Source organism: Paenarthrobacter sp. CC6 (assembly GCF_040560085.1).
Classification (GTDB): Bacteria; Actinomycetota; Actinomycetes; order Actinomycetales; family Micrococcaceae; genus Arthrobacter; species Arthrobacter nicotinovorans.
On the sequence record NZ_JARDAN010000004.1, the window covers coordinates 94,172 to 108,088 of the forward strand.

The 13,917-nt window shown below is 63.8% G+C and carries 14 protein-coding genes; 5 read left to right on the forward strand and 9 right to left on the reverse strand.

Translation table 11 applies throughout. The features are described 5' to 3' along the window. The first annotated feature begins 28 nt into the window (after positions 1-28). Positions 29-1,081: a hypothetical protein gene (locus tag PV760_RS02095; RefSeq protein WP_039242730.1), complete on the forward strand. Its 1,053-nt coding sequence runs from the start codon at positions 29-31 to the stop codon at positions 1,079-1,081. Between the two features lie 17 nt (positions 1,082-1,098). Beyond that, positions 1,099-2,637 carry a putative bifunctional diguanylate cyclase/phosphodiesterase gene (locus PV760_RS02100; protein WP_502921421.1) on the forward strand — a complete coding sequence of 513 codons (1,539 nt, stop codon included), beginning with the start codon at positions 1,099-1,101 and terminating at the stop codon, positions 2,635-2,637. Here the strand turns inward: PV760_RS02100 and PV760_RS02105 are convergent. After that, on the reverse strand, positions 2,630-3,208 hold the full coding sequence (locus PV760_RS02105; RefSeq protein ID WP_018776943.1) for a GNAT family N-acetyltransferase: 579 nt from the start codon (positions 3,206-3,208) through the stop codon (positions 2,630-2,632). The genes PV760_RS02100 and PV760_RS02105 overlap by 8 nt on opposite strands. Before the next feature lie 108 nt (positions 3,209-3,316). Between PV760_RS02105 and PV760_RS02110 the strand changes: the two genes are divergently transcribed. The 3 genes from PV760_RS02110 to PV760_RS02120 are packed head-to-tail and all read left to right on the forward strand — an operon-like array spanning position 3,317 to position 5,786. Then, complete coding sequence (locus PV760_RS02110; protein ID WP_018776944.1) at positions 3,317-3,787, forward strand: hotdog fold thioesterase; 471 nt, start codon at positions 3,317-3,319, stop codon at positions 3,785-3,787. A gap of 9 nt (positions 3,788-3,796) precedes the next feature. Next, a complete protein-coding gene (paaK, locus tag PV760_RS02115; protein ID WP_018776945.1) occupies positions 3,797-5,146 on the forward strand; it encodes a phenylacetate--CoA ligase PaaK in 1,350 nt (449 codons plus the stop codon). Positions 5,147-5,183: 37 nt separating this feature from the next. Next, a complete protein-coding gene (locus PV760_RS02120; RefSeq protein ID WP_018776946.1) occupies positions 5,184-5,786 on the forward strand; it encodes a TetR/AcrR family transcriptional regulator in 603 nt (200 codons plus the stop codon). A gap of 576 nt (positions 5,787-6,362) precedes the next feature. Here the strand turns inward: PV760_RS02120 and paaZ are convergent. From paaZ to PV760_RS02160, 8 genes are all read right to left on the reverse strand, one after another. Further along, on the reverse strand, positions 6,363-8,462 hold the full coding sequence (paaZ, locus tag PV760_RS02125; RefSeq protein ID WP_354627047.1) for a phenylacetic acid degradation bifunctional protein PaaZ: 2,100 nt from the start codon (positions 8,460-8,462) through the stop codon (positions 6,363-6,365). Between the two features lie 127 nt (positions 8,463-8,589). After that, positions 8,590-9,318 carry a tyrosine-protein phosphatase gene (locus tag PV760_RS02130; RefSeq protein WP_110503717.1) on the reverse strand — a complete coding sequence of 243 codons (729 nt, stop codon included), beginning with the start codon at positions 9,316-9,318 and terminating at the stop codon, positions 8,590-8,592. 128 nt (positions 9,319-9,446) lie between these two features. Beyond that, on the reverse strand, positions 9,447-10,049 hold the full coding sequence (locus tag PV760_RS02135; RefSeq protein ID WP_055971248.1) for a GNAT family N-acetyltransferase: 603 nt from the start codon (positions 10,047-10,049) through the stop codon (positions 9,447-9,449). Between the two features lie 26 nt (positions 10,050-10,075). Beyond that, positions 10,076-10,939, reverse strand: a complete 864-nt coding sequence (locus tag PV760_RS02140; protein WP_039242760.1) for a 3-hydroxyacyl-CoA dehydrogenase family protein — start codon at positions 10,937-10,939, stop codon at positions 10,076-10,078. Continuing rightward, positions 10,936-11,739 carry an enoyl-CoA hydratase/isomerase family protein gene (locus PV760_RS02145; RefSeq protein ID WP_354627048.1) on the reverse strand — a complete coding sequence of 268 codons (804 nt, stop codon included), beginning with the start codon at positions 11,737-11,739 and terminating at the stop codon, positions 10,936-10,938. The genes PV760_RS02140 and PV760_RS02145 overlap by 4 nt, the downstream gene beginning before the upstream one ends. Next, positions 11,739-12,965, reverse strand: coding sequence for a thiolase family protein (locus PV760_RS02150; RefSeq protein ID WP_354627049.1), 1,227 nt, complete (start codon positions 12,963-12,965; stop codon positions 11,739-11,741). Before PV760_RS02150 ends, PV760_RS02145 begins: the two co-directional genes overlap by 1 nt. 131 nt (positions 12,966-13,096) lie before the next feature. Next, positions 13,097-13,753, reverse strand: a complete 657-nt coding sequence (locus tag PV760_RS02155) for a pentapeptide repeat-containing protein (protein ID WP_354627050.1) — start codon at positions 13,751-13,753, stop codon at positions 13,097-13,099. Then, positions 13,753-13,887, reverse strand: a complete 135-nt coding sequence (locus PV760_RS02160; RefSeq protein ID WP_354627052.1) for a hypothetical protein — start codon at positions 13,885-13,887, stop codon at positions 13,753-13,755. The genes PV760_RS02155 and PV760_RS02160 overlap by 1 nt, the downstream gene beginning before the upstream one ends. Positions 13,888-13,917 lie beyond the last annotated feature (30 nt).

A 13,917-nucleotide genomic window follows, 5' to 3' on the forward strand; every position in this document is an offset into this window, starting at 1 on the left:
CTCCGGCAATGACATGGATAATGGGCACATGAATAGTCCCCACCTCGCCTCGCACCTCGTGGCCGGTCTCACGGCCCGTGCCAAATGGAAGGAACGGGATTTCGACGAGGCCTTCAGGCTTGCGGGTGAAGCCGCGGAGCTGGCCTCGGTCGCCGGGGACGACCATTCCTGGTGGGACATGCGCTATTTGCAGGCCGAATGCCTCCGTGACCAAGGACGGATCGAGGAATACCTTCAACTGGCCACAGAGCTGAAGGACCACAGCTTCACAGCCACTTCCCCCGAGCTCGGCGCGAAAGCGGGAACCATGGTGGCCGTGGCATACCAAGGACTGGGCCGGCTCGCGGAGGCTGCCACCACCGCAGCCGATGCCGCGAAACTCGCGTCCTTGGACTCCGATTTGCTGTACGTGCAGATCCTGGCCCAGCGTGCGCTTATTGCAGCCCTGGCAGAAAGCCGGCTCCTGGATGACGCCTGGCGCGAATGCCTTGTCCTGGAAACGTTGATCACCGACGACATTGACGAAGACACCGCGGGCAAAGGCTATTGGGTCATAGGAAACGTAGCGTTCCTGGCCGACCGGGTGGCCGATGGCGGCAGATATCACGACCTTGCCGCGGAACGGCTTTCGCCGTCGAAAGACGTCGATCTGTGGGCACGCTTCAACCGCGCCTCGGCGGAAATGCGGCTCCAGGCCAAGCTCGACGACGCCGCCACCTTGCGCTGCATCGAACGGGCCGAGCTCGCCACCGATATTGTGGGCGGCTCAGAGCGGGACCACCTGGAAATGTCACTGGTCCGCGCCCACTGGAATTTCCTCAACGGCCAAATGAAGGAGGCCCTGGCCATCCTTGAGCCGTTGAGTGCCCGCTCCTCCATCTTGGCCACCCAAACCGCGGCCGAAGCGCATTTCCTCCTGGCCCGGGCCCTGTTGGACTCCGGCCGGACGGACGACGGCCTGGCAGCATGCGAAGTCGCAGCAAAGCTTTTTGACCAAGCAGCACTGCCCGAGCGCAGTGCGGCGGTTCGCGACTACTTGCAGAAGACTGTTGAACTGCAGGACGGGCCACGCAAGGTTTAGTTGTGGCCGAGGCAAGCATGTATTCCGGGAACGATCCCCGCTTGGAGCTGCTCCTCGAAGGCATTGTCCGGCTCGCTGCAGGAGACCTGAGCACCCGGGTGGAGGTCTCCGAAGCGCGCGATGAGATCGACGCCGTCATCATGGGCACGAATCTCCTTGCCGAAGACCTGCAGATTGTTTACGAGGAGCTGGAACAGCGGGTGCAGGCCCGTACCCAGCAGCTCAACGAAGCCCACCTCGCAATGCGCCGCATGGCCATGACCGATCCCTTGACGGGCCTTCACAACCGTTCGGCCTTTGCCGCCGCGCTCAACGAAGCACAGGCCGGGGAGGCAGACGGCAAGAAGAGGGCGGCCATCCTGCTGCTGGACATGGACGGTTTCAAAGCCATCAACGACTCCCTGGGCCACACCATCGGCGACAAAGTCCTGGAAACCGTAGCCGGGAGGATCAGCGGGGCGGTCCGGGAACAGGACATGGTGGCACGGATGGGTGGTGACGAATTCGCGGTTCTGATCCCTGGGGTAAGCCCCAGCGAAGCCGCCGCCATCGGCAACCGCATCCTCGCCGCCGTCGTAGAGGTCATTGAGATCGAAGGCCAGCACCTACGGTGCGGTGTCAGCATGGGCCTGCGTATGGCCGACCCCGGCCAGCGCGCGGAGGAACTCATGATGGAGGCGGACATCGCCATGTACGAGTCCAAATCCGACGGCCGTGGACGGCTGAAGATCTTCGAACCGGCCATGTTGCACGCGCGGCAGATGCGCAACCAACTGATCGGCGAACTCAAGGAGGCAATCGCCGGTTCCCAGCTGGTGCTCCACTACCAGCCCATCGTCAGGCTGGACACCCGGGAAATCGAAGGCGTGGAGGCCCTGGTCCGTTGGAACCACCCCACCCGTGGACTCATCATGCCCGATGAGTTCATACCCATCGCCGAAGAAACGGGAATGATCTCCGATCTGGGCGGCTGGGTGCTCCGCACCGCCGTCGAACAATTGAAGCAATGGCGAACCGACCCCCTGACCCGACGCCACCGCTTCAGCATGCGCATCAACGTTTCGGCGGCGGATCTGCAGCGGCTGGAGTTCGTGGAAGACGTGCGGGAGGCGCTCTCTGAGGCAGACCTGGACCCCTCGCTCCTGGTGCTGGAGCTGACCGAGAGCGCCGTCATCCAGGGAAACGACCTGGATCGATACACCCTCAACAGCCTGCGCCGTTTGGGCGTGGGGCTGGAGATCGATGACTTCGGCACGGGCTATTCGTCCATCAGCTACCTGCGGCAGTTGCCCGTCGACACCGTGAAAGTGGACCGGACACTCCTGTCAGCACTGGGCAGCGATCCTTCCCAGCCTGCCCTCCTGGCAGCGGTATTGCAGCTGATCCGGGCATGCGGGCTGAATGCCGTCTGGGAAGGCATCGAAACCGCGGAGCAGGCCGAGTACCTGTTGGGCATTGGCTGCACCAGCGGACAGGGCTACTACTTCAGCAGGCCGTTGGCCGAGGCACAGCTGACCGAGCAGCTGAAGCACCACAACACGTGGCCGGTCAGCTGACGCTGCGGGTCCACGGGCGGTGCCGGTTGCGCCACTCCGAGTCCAGGATTGCGTAGATGTTCTCCGTAGCCCACTGGCCCTTGTAGTGCCAGTTGTCCACCAGGGTTGCCTCCAAACGCATCCCGAGCCGCTGGCAGATCCCTGCAGAGCCTTCGTTGAGGGCATCGAGCTTGGCGTCCACGCGGTGGAAGGACAACTGCTCGAACGCCAGGCGCAGGACGGCTTCGGCAGCCTCCGTGGCGTATCCGTGGCCACGGGCATCCGGGTGCAGGATCCAGCCAAGCTCGCCCTGCCCGGTGCCTTCCAGCCATTTCAGCACGACCTCGCCTACCAGGCCCGGCTGGTCCTGGCGCTCAATGGCCAGGCACACCCAATCCCCTTCCTGGTTGAACTCGAAGTTGGCGTAGCGGCCCAGGACCTCCATGGACTTGGTCTTGGTGAGTTCGTGGCGGAACAGGAAGCGGGCTGTTTCCGGGAGGGCCTGGTATTCGTGGAAGCGTTCAAGGTCTTCCACACCGAAACGGCGCAGGATCAGGCGGTCGGTGACAATCGGGAGCTCAATTTCGGGCATGCACATGAGGCTACTAGGCCGGGACGAATAGTGGCCCAGTCTTGACACGTGGCGCGATCTGGGATTACCTAATGAACATTCGGTAAATAAAGCTGGAGGCAATGACGCATGGTTGAAACAACCCTCTCCGGTGCATCGCACCACATCCTGACGAACGACTACGCGTCCGAATGGATGGGTATCGAGGTCCTCAAGCTCGACGACGGCCACGCCACGATCCGCATGCACCTCCGGCAGGAGATGCTCAACGGATTCGGCATGGCCCACGGCGGAATGATCTTTGCCTTCGGCGACACCGCCTTCGCACTGGCCTGCAACCCGGCCAACCCGACACCCGAGGAGGCGGCCTCCATCACGGTGGCCTCCGGCGTCGACATCAACTTCATCAAGCCGGCCTACCAGGGCCAGGTGATCACCGCCGTCGCAAACCGCCGCGCAAGCACGGGACGCAGCGGACTGTACGACATCCAGATCTTCGCGGCCTCCCCCGATGCTGCCCCGGACACCGCATCCGACGCAGAGACCGGCGAACTCATTGCTGAGTTCCGTGGCCGCAGCCGTACCATCTCCAAGAAGTAGGAAACCCCCATGACGCAGAACACCGTGGCCGCACCCACCGCCAACACGTCCGAAGCCGGTTCTCCCGTGCTGGACCGTGAAGAGACCATCTCCCGCGACGAACTCGAGGCACTCCAGCTCACCCGCCTCCAGCACACGGTGGCCTACGCCTACGATCGCGTTCCCCTGTACAAGCGCAAGTTCGATGAAGCCGGCGTGCACCCGTCGGACCTCCGCGAACTGAGCGACCTTGGCAAGTTCCCCTACACCACCAAGGAAGACCTCCGTCTGGAGTACCCGTTCGGCATGTTCGCCGTCCCTCAGGACCAGGTGGCACGCATCCACGCCAGCTCCGGCACCACCGGACGGCCTACTGTGGTCGGCTACACCAAGAACGACCTCGCCAACTGGGCAACACTGGTGGCCCGGTCCTTCCGCGCCTCCGGCGTCCGCCCCGGCATGAAAGTCCACAACGCCTACGGCTACGGCCTCTTCACCGGCGGCCTGGGCGCGCACGCCGGCGCCGAAGCGCTCGGCTGCACCGTCATCCCCATGTCAGGCGGCCAGACAGAACGCCAGATCCAGCTCATCCAGGACTTCAAGCCGGACGCCATCCTGGCCACACCCACCTACCTGCTCACCATCGCTGACGCCATGGCGCACATGGGAATCGATCCCACGTCCACCTCCCTCAAATACGCAGTGCTCGGCGCAGAGCCGTGGACAGAGGAAATGCGGCACGAACTCGAAGTCACCATGAACATCAAAGCCTCGGACATTTACGGGCTCTCCGAAGTCATGGGTCCGGGAGTTGCGGGTGAAGCGGTTGAAACGCAGGACGGCTGCCACATCTGGGAAGACCACTTCCGCCCCGAAATCATCGACCCGTTCGATCACTCCACGGTCCTGGGCGACGGCGAACCGGGCGAACTCGTTTTCACCTCGTTGACCAAGGAAGCACTGCCGATCATCCGGTACCGCACCAAGGACCTCACCCGCCTGCTGCCCGGCACCGCACGTCCCGCGCACCGCCGCATGGGCCGCATCACCGGCCGCAGCGACGACATGATCATCCTCCGTGGCGTGAACCTCTTCCCGTCGCAGATCGAAGAAATCGCACTCCGCATCCCCGAGCTCAGCCCCCACTTCCAGCTCGAAATCACGCGCCCAGAGGGCAAGCGCATGGACTCACTGACCGTCAAGATTGAGCGGCGCGAAAACGTTACCGTTGATGCCGGCACGACGGCGGCCCACACCTTGCGTGAGCAGATCAAGATTCACGTCGGGTCATCCTGCGTGGTCGACGTTGTGGAGCCGGGCTCGCTTGAGCGGTCCAACGGCAAGCTCCGCCGGATCTACGACATGCGGCCCAAGGGCTGAGCGCCTTCCCCGGTTGAGATCGTGAGAAAATGCCAGCATGCCTACTGAGACCACCACCAAGCGCGGACGGCCCGGTTATGACCAGCAGTCGGTGCTCCGCATCGCCGTCGACGTCTTCAACCGCCACGGGTACGACGCCACGTCCATGGGCATCCTGGCCGAGAACCTCGGGATCTCCAAGTCAGCCATCTACCACCACGTGCCGTCCAAGGGCGATCTGCTGAAGCTCGCCCTGGACCACGCACTGGGTGGTCTTGAGGCCATCCTGGAGGAGCCCTCAGCAACGTCCGGACCTGCTGATGCGCGGCTCGAGTTCGTGCTGCGGCAGACCATCGCGGTGCTGGTGGACCGCTTGCCGTTTGTGACCCTGCTGCTGCGTTTGCGCGGAAACACGGAGATCGAACGGGACGCATTGGAACGCCGGCGCGCCTTCGACCACAAGGTGGCTGAGTTGATTTCCGCCGCCCGCGAGGACGGCTCCCTGCGCCAGGACATCGACCCCCGGACCGTCACACGACTCCTGTTCGGCACCATCAACTCGATCGTGGAATGGTACAAGCCCGGCGGTTCCCTGTCCCCTGAGAAGCTCGCGGACGACGTCATCACCATGGCCTTCGACGGACTCCACACCGCAGCCTGACCCTCCCGCACATCCCGCGTGCTTGATGCCGACGCTCCCTCACATCCCCCGTGTTTGATGCCGACGCTCCATCACACCCCACGTGTTTGATGCCAACGCTCCCTCACACCCCCCGTGCTTGATGCCAACGCTCCCTCACACCCCCCGTGCTTGATGCCAACGCTCCATCACACCCCACGTGTTTGATGCCAACGCTCCATCACACCCCACGTGTTTGGTTGCCAACGCTCCATCACACCCCACGCCCTCCAGGCTGCCACCTTCCCCAAAGGTGGGCGTGGCATGCGCGCCAGGTGCCGTCGTCGTGCAATGCCCATAGACGCGCAGGCACAAAACGAAACGCCATCCCACGATGTGAGAAGGCGTTTCGTTCGTGAGCAAGCGTCACGACCAAACCCAAGGAACGTGAGCAAGCGACACCACCAAACCCAAGGAACGTGAGCAAGCGACACCACCAAACCCAAGGAACGTGAGCAAGCGTCAGCACCAAACACGCGGAATGTGAGCAAGCGTCACCACCAAACCCACGGAACGTGAGCAAGCGTCACCACCAAACCCAAGGAACGTGAGGAAGGGTTACTTCTCCACGAGGGTCAGGACGTCGTAGGTGGCCACGATCTCGTCGTTCTGGTTGGTCAGGACGGCGTCCCACGCCACCTCGCCGTATTCGTCGGTCTCACGCGGGGTGATCTTCTTGGCCGTCAGTGTGACGCGGATGGAGTCGCCGGCTGCGACCGGGGTGATGAAGCGCAGGTTCTCCAGGCCGTAGTTGGCCAGCACGGGACCCGGCGCGGGCTCCACGAACAGCCCCGCGGCCCAGCTCAGCAGCAAGTAGCCGTGGGCCACGATGCCCGGGAAGAAGGGGTTGGCTTCGGCGGCTTCCTGGTTGGTGTGCGCGTAGAAGGTGTCGCCCGTGGAGTTCGCGAAGGCGGTGATGTCTTCAAGCCTGACCTCCCGCAGTTCCGAACGGACGGCGTCACCAATGCGGAGGGTCGAAAGGTGCTTCCGGAACGGGTGCTCACCTTCTGTTTCCACAGTGAAGTTGCGGTCGGCGCCGGTGTGCCACTGGCCAGTGACCGCGGTGAGCATGTTCGGCGAACCTTGGATGGCCGTGCGCTGCATGTGGTGCAGGACGGAACGGATGCCACCCAGTTCCTCGCCACCGCCGGCGCGGCCCGGACCGCCGTGGACCAGGTGGGGCACCGGCGAGCCGTGTCCGGTGGAGGAGCGTGCGTCTTCGCGGTTGAGCATGTGCACGCGGCCGTGGTGGGCTGCGATTCCTGTCACCAGTTCGCGGGCGACAGCGGGATCGTTGGTGCACACGGAAGCCACCAGCGAGCCTGAGCCGCGAGCTGCCAAGCGGATGGCGTCGGCAAGGTCGGAGTACCCGAGCACGGAAGAAACCGGCCCGAAGGCTTCCAGGGAGTGGACTTCTTCGGCTTCGGCGTCTGCCCAGCTGAGGAGCACGGGCGACATGAACGCGCCGTCCTCCACAACTCCTACGGTGCCTCCAACGGAGGTGACCGACGGCGAATCGAGGGATCCGTACGCAAGTTCACCTCCGGCGTCGAGCATTGACTGCACGGCCGCGCGGACGTCGGCGAGCTGTTCGAGGGAAGCCAGGGCGCCCATGGTGACGCCCTCGGCGCGCGGGTCGCCGAGTACGACGCGTTCGTTGATGCGGGCTCCGACGGCGGCCGCGACGTCAGCGGTCAACTCCTGGGGAACGATGACGCGGCGGATGGCAGTGCACTTCTGGCCGGCCTTGACGGTCATCTCGGTGACGACGGCTTTGACGAAGGCATCGAATTCAGGGGTCCCGGGAACGGCGTCGGGGCCAAGGATTGCTGCGTTGAGCGAGTCGGTCTCGGAGGTGAAGCGGACACCGCCCTGCACCACGTTCCGATGGGATTTGAGGGAGTTGGCGGTGGATGCCGAGCCCGTGAAGGAAACGAGGTCGCGGTAGTCGAGTTCGTCCAGGATGGTCCGGGCAGACCCTGAGATCAGCTGCAGGGAACCGGCCGGGAGGATGCCGGACTCGACGATTGCCCTGACGGCGTCAGCGGCCACATAGCCGGTGGGCGTGGCAGGCTTCACGATGGTGGGAACGCCGGCCAGGAACGCTGGGGCGAACTTTTCCAGCATGCCCCAGACGGGGAAGTTGAAGGCGTTGATCTGAACAGCGACGCCTGGAATGCGGGTGTAGATGTGCTCACCGGCGAACGAGCCGTCCTTGGAGAGCACCTCCATGGGGCCGTCGACAATGACCTGCGAGTTCGGGAGTTCGCGGCGGCCCTTGGAACCGAAGGTGAAGAGGACGCCGATGCCGCCGTCGATATCGATCATGTTGTCGATCTTGGTGGCGCCGCTCTGCGAGGACGACGCGTACAGCTCTTCACGGCGCCCGTTGAGGTACATGGCAAGCTCTTTGAGCTTGAGCGCGCGCTGGTGGAACGTCAGCTTCCCGAGTTCAGCCTGGCCGGTGGTCCGCGCGAAATGCACGACGGCGGCCAGGTCCAGGCCGTCGGTGCTCACGTTCGCCAGGACTTCTCCGGTGCTGGCGTCGCGAACAGGAACCTTCTTGGCATCGGGGGCCGGGGTCCACCAGCCATCCTGGACGTAGCTGGGGACGGTGGCAACGGCTGTGGTTTCCGGGGCGACTGCGGTAGTGGTCATCGTCGACGGGTCCTTCCAAGGCACAGGAAATCGGCACGGTCAGATGACTGAAGCCAACATTACTGACCGGCCGTTCGGTAATATATACAGGGTACATGAATCCCCCGGCGAGTACAGCAGTTGTTTTTCAAGCGGAGAAGCCCGCCCCGGCTCCCACCTTGGCCCGGACCGTGCCCAGCTCCTCCGGAGAAAGCCCGTTGTCCGTGAGGAATCCGGCAACATCAAGCGAAGCCAGGAAGCTCCGCAAAGCCGCCAGGCGTTCAGCCAACATGGCCTCGAGCTGCTCGTCGGGAAGATACGGATCATGTGCGTGGGGCGCCCCATGGGTCCGGTGCCGCTCATTGATCCCGCGGGCAGCAAGCTCATACCCGGCAAGGATTTCCTGATCGTCCATCCCCGCGAGCCGCTGCAGCATCAGGGCGATCATTCCGCTCCGGTCCCTCCCGGCAGAACAGTGCACCACCACTTTGCCCGGTGAGGCAGCGATGGCTTTGAAGACGGCGGCGATCTTCTCCCCGAACAGCTGCAGATAGTCGCCGTACTGGGCTGGATCCCTCAGGTACGGGCCGAACAGCTCACTGAATTGGCTGTGGTCCGGGTCTTCCGTGGGGCAATGGACGACGTCGATGCGCGCCTTCACATCGTCCGGCACCTCAGGATCCGTGTCGCGTTGCCGCCGCTCGCGCGAGGCGCGGAGGTCGATCACGGTGCGGACGCCGTCGTCGTACATTTGCTGCCAACCGTCCCCGGTGACCCATTCGTGGCGACCCATCCGGTACACGTCGCCGGCGATCTTCCAGGCGTTGACAGCGCCATCCCAGTGGACACTTTGGTGCGTTGAAGAAGTCCCGTCCATAGCAGCCAGCTAAGCACATCGACGGGCCGGAAGGGACCGCCTGCGCGCCGAGGGGTGAGCTCTCGGGACCAACTGCGCGCCGAGGGGTGAGCTCTCGGGACCAACTGCGGGCGCTTACCGCCGAAAGCTCACCCCTCGGCGCCGTACTTGGCCAGCCGGTACTCGAGACCGTTACGCACAGCCGGCCACTCGTGCTCAAGGATGGAGAACACCACTGTGTCGCGAAGCACGCCGTCCTTGGTGCGGGAGTGGTTCCGGAGAACCCCGTCCTGCTTGGCGCCGAGCCGGGCAATGGCTTCACGGGACTGGTGGTTCAGCCAGTGCGTGCGGAATTCCACGGCCGGGCAGCCCAGAGCTTCAAAGGCGTGCCTCAGCAGCAGCAGCTTCGAATCCGGGTTGGTTCCTGTACCGTGCGCCGACGCCGCGTTCCAGGTGGAACCGATCTCCACGCGAGGGGTCGCGGCGTCGATGTTCATGTACGTGGTCATGCCGATCAGTTTGCCCGTGGCTTTGGACCGCGTGGCGAACGGCAGCATGGAGCCGGCCTCCTGCAAGGAAAGGCGACGCTCGATGTCCGCAGCCATGCCCTCCGGCGTCGGAACGGAGGTGTACCAAAGCTTCCACAGATCTCCGTCGCGGGCCGCATCCACCAGGCCATCGTGGTGTTCCTGGCTCAACGGCTCAAGGGTCACGAACTTGCCGGTCAGGGTAATGGGTTCAATGAAAGTCACCCGGATAGCCTAACCGGACCCAGCGCTTAGTCGTTCCAGTCGAAGAAGCCCTTGCCCGTTTTGCGGCCCAGCTCGCCCCGCGCCACTTTGTCCCGAAGGATCTGTGGCGGAGCAAAACGGTCACCCAGCGTGGACTGCAGGTACTCGGCAATGCCAAGCCGCACGTCCAACCCGACAATGTCCGTAGTCTTCAGCGGGCCCGTGGGGTGCTTGTAGCCGAGAACCATCGCGGCATCGATGTCCTCCGCGGACGCCACGCCCTCTTCCACCATGCGCATCGCTTCCAGGGCTATGGCCACCCCCAGCCGTGAGGATGCAAAGCCCGGAGCGTCATTGACGACGACGGCGGTCTTGCCGAGTGCCTCCGTCCAGCTTTTTGCCGCTTCAGCGAGTTCGGGAGACGTCTCCTTGGCCAGCACCACCTCGATGAGGGTGGATGCGGGAACAGGGTTGAAGAAGTGCAGCCCGACGAAGTTTGCAGGCCGGCGAAGTTCGTTGGCGAGTCCTGTGACAGACAGCGACGACGTGTTGGAGGCCAGGAAAGCATCGGCAGACAGGTGGTCCTCCACGGCCTTGAGCGCCGTGACCTTGAGGTCGTAGTCCTCTGGGACGGCTTCCACCACCAGGCCGCAGTGGACGAAGGATTCGTAGTCCGTGGAGGTACTGAAGCGCGACATTGCCTCGTCGGTTGTTTCAGTGAGGGTGCCACGCGCTGCGGATTTGGCCACGGCGTCGGCTACCCGGGAGTGCGCACCGGCTGCAGCCTCATGGTCGCGTTCCACCACAATGACCGTGGCACCTTTGGTGAGGAAGGCGTGCGCGATGCCGGCGCCCATCCGGCCTCCGCCGAGGACACCTACGACGTGCGGGATTGCGGATACTGTGGTCATTTCTGCGTCCTGTCCTGCGTGGAAGCGTCGGAGTCTTGCGAAGCTTTGGCCGACTTCTTGTCGAGGAATGCCTGCATGCGGTCGAACTTCGCCTGGGACTCAAAGAGGATCCCCTGGGCGAGGGTGTCGATCACGGGATGGGCCTCCGCCGGCGCGTGGAACACCGATTTGGTGATGCGCACGGCCATCGGATCCTGGCGGGCGATCCGGTCTGCCAGGGCATGGGCCGCATCCATCAGCTCGGGAGCTTCGTAGATCCCGGTAATGAGGTTGATCCGCAGCACCTCTTCAGCCCGCAGTACCGCCCCGGCCAGGAGGATCTCCTTGGCTTTCGGTTCCCCGACGAGTTCCTTGAGACGCCAGGTGGCGCCGGCAGCGGCCATGATGCCCAATCCGGTTTCCGGGTTGCCGATGCGCACGCTCGGGGTGCCGATCCGGAAATCGGCAGCGTAAGCCAACTCAGCGCCGCCGCCCAGGCAGTAACCATCCAACGCCGCGATGACGGGCATGGGCAGCTTGGCGATGCGGACAAAGATCGTGGAGTTGATGCCCTGCAAAGCGTCGTCCCTGCGCCGCTCACGCAACTGGCCGATATCGGCACCGGAGGCGAACACACCGTCGGTACCGGCAATGATCAGTATTCTGGGGTTCCGCTCCAGCTCGGCACACACCGCATGAAGCTCGTCCACCATTTTCTGGTCGATCGCGTTGCGGACCTCAGGGCGGTTCAGCAGAACGGTCAGGCGGTCGTCGCGTTCTTCGAGAAGGAGCGTAGTGAAGTCTTCAGGATTCAGTGCCATTACACGCCTTCCAGCAGCATTGCCGTGCCTTGGCCCACGCCGATGCACATGGTGGCCAGGCCGAGCTTCGGTCCCGTCGCCGAGGCCAATTCGCGTTCCATCCGGCCCAGCAGTGTGATGGCGATCCTTGAGCCGCTGGAACCGAGGGGGTGTCCCAGACTGATTGCACCGCCGTCGTTGTTGACGATTTCGGGGTCAAGTCCAAGGCGACGCATGCTGGCGAGGGACTGGGTAGCGAAAGCCTCGTTGAGTTCCACGGCACCGAGCTGGTCGACGCTGAGCCCGGTGCGGGCCAGCACCTTTTGGGTGGCAGGGACGGGACCGATGCCCATGATCTCGGGCTCGCAGCCGGCTGAGGCGCCGTCGACGATGCGGGCCCGTGGTGTGAGGCCGAACTTCTTGATGGCGGCTTCGGAGGCGACGATGATGGCCGAAGCGCCGTCGTTGAGGGTGGAGGAGTTCCCGGCGGTGACCACGGATCCACCGGGAACCACCGGGCGCAATCCGGCAAGGACGTCCATGGTGGTTCCTTCCCGGGGACCTTCGTCCGTGTCCACCACGGTCTCGGACTTCCGCGTTTTCACGGTGACGGGAACGATCTCATCTTTGAACCGTCCGCCGGCGATGGCTGCCAGCGCACGCTCGTGCGACCGAACGGCAAACGCGTCGGCGTCTTCGCGGGAGATATTGTCCACACGGCCGACTTCCTCGGCAGTTTCCGGCATTGAGTAGGTCATCTTGCCGTCGCGCGACAGCTCGCCCTTGGTGAAGAGCGGGTTGGCGAAGCGCCAGCCGATGGAGGTATCAAAAATCTGGCCAGGCTTGGCGAAGGCCGTGGTCGGCTTCTCCTGGACCCACGGCGCACGGCTCATGGACTCGACGCCGCCGGCAACCACGATGTCCGCGGCACCGGATTTGATCATCTGACTGGCCATGATGATGGCGCTCAATCCGGAAGCGCAGAGCCGGTTGACCGTAATGCCCGGGATGTGGAGGGGAAGCCCGGCAAGGAGGGTTGCCATTCGGGCAACATTGCGGTTTTCCTCCCCGGCGCCGTTGGCGTTGCCGAGGATCACCTCATCAATCGAGTCAGGGTCGACGCCGGCACGCGCCACAGCTTCCCGGACCACCAATGCGGCGAGATCATCGGGGCGGACTGAGGACAGCGCCCCACCATAGCGACCCACAGGCGTCCGTGCGCCGCCAACAAGAAAAGCCTCGACCATGAGAACATCCTTCGCGAAAGTGAAAGGGACCGGCCTCGAATAATATACCGACCGTTCGTTCTATAAAGATTACACGGCCCAGCGGGAGGGTCAACAGATGAAGCTGCCCGCCGGACCGGCTCCCACCCCGCTCAGACCACCCGGATTCCGAGATGACCGGCCAACAACGGCGCCATCAAGCTCAACTGGTAATCGTCGATAACCGCCCCCGCCAGCCCGGCCAAACCATTGATTCCCCGAAACTCCGATGTCCGCAGATCCACGTCCTTGAGCTTGGCCCCCGTCACATCAAGGGTTCCGATGGTGCAGTTCTTCAACGCCACCCGCGTTCCCGTGCATCCACCGAGATCGAGTTCGTTGATGATGCAATCGGAGATCTGGACATCCATGAGCTTGGAACCACGGAGATTCACGTAGTCCAGCTTGCCGCCGTCGATTCGGACCGAGCGCCAGTTGCCCTCATAAAGTTCGGCCGAACCCCATCGGGGATTGGTGATCTCGACATCCTGCCAGGACGTACGCGCAGCCATGAACACGGGCGCGTACGGCTCAGCCAGGATGCACTCACGGAACGTCGCTCCCCGCAGTTGTGCCTCGTTGAAGGACACACCGTTGAATTCACACTCAATGAAATCCGCGCCGCTCAGTTCCTCCCCGTCCGCCGAGACCCGGGTGAGCCGGACGCCGTCGTACCGTTCGCCGCGCTGGAAGTCCGGGGCGTCGTCGTCGCGCAGTTCATCCAACCGCACCGGGGAGATCTTGGGGGCCGCCACCTTCCCAGCCGCCATCAGAGCGCCTCCGCTTTTCTTGCAATCGCCGCTGGAGCGGTGGTCCCGATGTCCGGCGGAATATCCGGCAAGCCGGCCCGGGTCTGCTCCGGTCCGGCGTTGATATGCTGCGTCAAAGTGGTGGCTGGTTCCATGCTTCGAGCCTATCCCCGGGCGCCGACAAA

What these genes read in the sequence shown, in the direction of transcription:
- PV760_RS02110 (WP_018776944.1), top strand. Translation starts at nt 3,317, where the DNA reads ATGGTTGAAACAACCCTCTCCGGTGCATCGCACCACATCCTGACGAAC.
- PV760_RS02150 (WP_354627049.1), bottom strand. Translation starts at nt 12,965, where the DNA reads ATGGTCGAGGCTTTTCTTGTTGGCGGCGCACGGACGCCTGTGGGTCGC.
- PV760_RS02160 (WP_354627052.1), bottom strand. Translation starts at nt 13,887, where the DNA reads ATGGAACCAGCCACCACTTTGACGCAGCATATCAACGCCGGACCGGAG.
- PV760_RS02095 (WP_039242730.1), top strand. Translation starts at nt 29, where the DNA reads ATGAATAGTCCCCACCTCGCCTCGCACCTCGTGGCCGGTCTCACGGCC.
- PV760_RS02105 (WP_018776943.1), bottom strand. Translation starts at nt 3,208, where the DNA reads ATGCCCGAAATTGAGCTCCCGATTGTCACCGACCGCCTGATCCTGCGC.
- PV760_RS02130 (WP_110503717.1), bottom strand. Translation starts at nt 9,318, where the DNA reads ATGGACGGGACTTCTTCAACGCACCAAAGTGTCCACTGGGATGGCGCT.
- PV760_RS02145 (WP_354627048.1), bottom strand. Translation starts at nt 11,739, where the DNA reads ATGGCACTGAATCCTGAAGACTTCACTACGCTCCTTCTCGAAGAACGC.
- PV760_RS02155 (WP_354627050.1), bottom strand. Translation starts at nt 13,753, where the DNA reads ATGGCGGCTGGGAAGGTGGCGGCCCCCAAGATCTCCCCGGTGCGGTTG.
- PV760_RS02100 (WP_502921421.1), top strand. Translation starts at nt 1,099, where the DNA reads ATGTATTCCGGGAACGATCCCCGCTTGGAGCTGCTCCTCGAAGGCATT.
- PV760_RS02120 (WP_018776946.1), top strand. Translation starts at nt 5,184, where the DNA reads ATGCCTACTGAGACCACCACCAAGCGCGGACGGCCCGGTTATGACCAG.
- paaZ (WP_354627047.1), bottom strand. Translation starts at nt 8,462, where the DNA reads ATGACCACTACCGCAGTCGCCCCGGAAACCACAGCCGTTGCCACCGTC.
- paaK (WP_018776945.1), top strand. Translation starts at nt 3,797, where the DNA reads ATGACGCAGAACACCGTGGCCGCACCCACCGCCAACACGTCCGAAGCC.
- PV760_RS02140 (WP_039242760.1), bottom strand. Translation starts at nt 10,939, where the DNA reads ATGACCACAGTATCCGCAATCCCGCACGTCGTAGGTGTCCTCGGCGGA.